The following is a 3,372-nucleotide window of genomic DNA, read 5'->3' as shown; positions in this document are numbered from 1 at the left end:
AGCGTAAGCTACGGGGGTTTTTAGAATGGGGTGTCTGACGATGACCTACTTTCACATGGGTAATCCACACTATCATCGGCGCGGTCTCGTTTCACGGCCCTGTTCGGGATGGGAAGGGGTGGTTCCAAGACGCTATGGTCGTCAGACGTAAACGGTTGGGCATGTCACAAGCTGTTATCACTCATGGCATGCGCCTTATTCGGAAGAAGTAAAGTTGGTTTGCTTGTTACAGCATGTTTCAATTGTATTGCGCTTTATTAACCCTACCTTCTACTTAAGGTTATAGGGTCAAGCCTCACGGGCAATTAGTACTGGTAAGCTTAATGCATTACTGCACTTCCACACCCAGCCTATCAACGTCCTGGTCTCGAACGACCCTTTAGGGGGGTCTAGCCCCCGGGAAATCTCATCTTAAGGCGAGTTTCACGCTTAGATGCTTTCAGCGTTTATCTCTTCCGGATTTAGCTACCCGGCGATACCACTGGCGTGATAACCGGTACACCAGAGATCCGTCCACTCCGGTCCTCTCGTACTAGGAGCAGGTCCCTTCAAATTTCCAGCGCCCACGGCAGATAGGGACCAAACTGTCTCACGACGTTTTAAACCCAGCTCACGTACCACTTTAAATGGCGAACAGCCATACCCTTGGGACCGGCTACAGCCCCAGGATGTGATGAGCCGACATCGAGGTGCCAAACTCCCCCGTCGATGTGAACTCTTGGGAGGAATCAGCCTGTTATCCCCAGAGTACCTTTTATCCGTTGAGCGATGGCCCTTCCATACAGAACCACCGGATCACTATGACCTGCTTTCGCACCTGCTCGACTTGTCAGTCTCGCAGTCAAGCATCCTTTTGCCATTGCACTATCGCTACGATTTCCGACCGTAGCTAGGATACCTTCGTGCTCCTCCGTTACGCTTTGGGAGGAGACCGCCCCAGTCAAACTGCCTACCATGCACGGTCCCCGATCCAGATAATGGACCTAGGTTAGAATCTCAAACATACCAGGGTGGTATTTCAAGGTTGGCTCCACAAGAACTGGCGTCCCTGCTTCAATGCCTCCCACCTATCCTACACAAGTCTGTTCAAAATCCAATGCAAAGCTACAGTAAAGGTTCATGGGGTCTTTCCGTCTAGCCGCGGGTAGATTGCATCTTCACAAACACTTCAACTTCGCTGAGTCTCAGGAGGAGACAGTGTGGCCATCGTTACGCCATTCGTGCGGGTCGGAACTTACCCGACAAGGAATTTCGCTACCTTAGGACCGTTATAGTTACGGCCGCCGTTTACTGGGGCTTCGATCAAGAGCTTGCACCCCATCAATTAACCTTCCAGCACCGGGCAGGCGTCACACTCTATACGTCCACTTTCGTGTTTGCAGAGTGCTGTGTTTTTATTAAACAGTCGCAGCCACCTTTTCACTGCAACCCTGTTCTGCTCGGCGAGCAAGTCGCTTCACATACTAAGGGCACACCTTCTCCCGAAGTTACGGTGTTAATTTGCCGAGTTCCTTCTCCTGAGTTCTCTCAAGCGCCTTAGGATTCTCACCCTGCCCACCTGTGTCGGTTTGCGGTACGGTCGTCCTTGAACTGAAGCTTAGTGGCTTTTCTTGGAAGCATGGTATCGCTCACTTCAGTGCCGTAGCACCTCGTCATCATGTCTCAGCATTAAACCCCCGGATTTGCCTAAGGGTTCTGCCTACACACTTAAACCAACTATTCCAACAGTTGGCTGAGTTAACCTTCTCCGTCCCCACATCGCATTCAAGGCCGGTACAGGAATATTAACCTGTTTCCCATCGACTACGCTTCTCAGCCTCGCCTTAGGAGCCGACTCACCCTGTTCCGATGAACGTTGAACAGGAAACCTGGGGCTTTCGGCGAACGGGCTTTTCACCCGTTTTATCGCTACTCATGTCAGCATTCGCACTTCTGATACCTCCAGCAAGGTTCACACCTCACCTTCAACGGCCTACAGAACGCTCTCCTACCATATGCAATAAATTGCATATCCGTAGCTTCGGTGCACAGTTTGAGCCCCGTTACATCTTCCGCGCAGGACGACTCGACCAGTGAGCTATTACGCTTTCTTTAAATGATGGCTGCTTCTAAGCCAACATCCTGGCTGTCTATGCCTTCCCACATCGTTTACCACTTAACTGTGTCTTTGGGACCTTAGCTGACGGTCTGGGTTGTTTCCCTTTTGACACCGGACGTTAGCACCCGATGTCTGTCTCCCACGCTCGCACTCTTCGGTATTCGGAGTTTGCAATGGGTTGGTAAGTCGTGATGACCCCCTAGCCATAACAGTGCTCTACCCCCGAAGGTGATACGTGAGGCACTACCTAAATAGTTTTCGGAGAGAACCAGCTATTTCCAGATTTGTTTAGCCTTTCACCCCTATCCACAGCTCATCCCCTAATTTTTCAACATTAGTGGGTTCGGACCTCCAGTGCGTGTTACCGCACCTTCATCCTGGCCATGGATAGATCATCTGGTTTCGGGTCTACGCCCAGCAACTATCGCCCTTATCAGACTCGGTTTCCCTTCGCCTCCCCTATTCGGTTAAGCTCGCTACTGAACGTAAGTCGCTGACCCATTATACAAAAGGTACGCAGTCACGGATCAAGTCCGCTCCCACTGTTTGTATGCATGCGGTTTCAGGATCTATTTCACTCCCCTCCCGGGGTTCTTTTCGCCTTTCCCTCACGGTACTGGTTCACTATCGGTCGATTACGAGTATTTAGCCTTGGAGGATGGTCCCCCCATGTTCAGACAGGATTTCTCGTGTCCCGCCCTACTTGTCGCAAACTTAGTTCTACACACAGGTTTTCACATACGGGACTATCACCCACTATGGTCCATCTTTCCAGAAGGTTCTGTTAACGTGTGTGCTAAATCTTGCAGGCTCCTCCGCGTTCGCTCGCCACTACTTGCGGAATCTCGGTTGATTTCTTTTCCTCGAGCTACTTAGATGTTTCAGTTCGCTCGGTTCGCCCCGCTAGACCTATGTATTCAGTCTAGGGTACCCCTAAGGGTGGGTTTCCCCATTCGGACATCTGCGGATCAAAGCTTGCTTGCCAGCTCCCCGCAGCTTTTCGCAGGCTGCAACGTCCTTCTTCGCCTGTAATCGCCAAGGCATCCACCACATGCACTTAGTCGCTTGACCCTATAACCTTAAGCATCTCTTGCGAGATACGGGTTACAGGTTAATAAAGCGCTTATGACCCGGCATTCCTCGACTAAAAGTTATGCCGGTTGATACAATCAAAACCCATTTGTTAACAACCTTTCAAATAACGCTTGCGCGTGACTTGTCCAGTCATCAACCTTTACTTCTTCCATTTTTTTAAAGAGCTTTCACACGTAAAG

2 rRNA genes are annotated in these 3,372 nt (G+C 50.6%); both read right to left on the bottom strand.

Annotated elements, in window-relative coordinates:
- Positions 1–32 precede the first annotated feature (32 nt).
- A 5S ribosomal RNA gene (gene rrf / locus EJE49_RS08645) occupies positions 33–146 on the bottom strand.
- A gap of 138 nt (positions 147–284) precedes the next feature.
- Positions 285–3,169, bottom strand: a 23S ribosomal RNA gene (locus EJE49_RS08640).
- Positions 3,170–3,372 lie beyond the last annotated feature (203 nt).

This window comes from Sulfuriferula thiophila (genome assembly GCF_003864975.1).
Taxonomy (GTDB): domain Bacteria; phylum Pseudomonadota; class Gammaproteobacteria; order Burkholderiales; family Sulfuriferulaceae; genus Sulfuriferula; species Sulfuriferula thiophila.
This window is presented reverse-complemented; position numbering and strand designations above follow the sequence as displayed.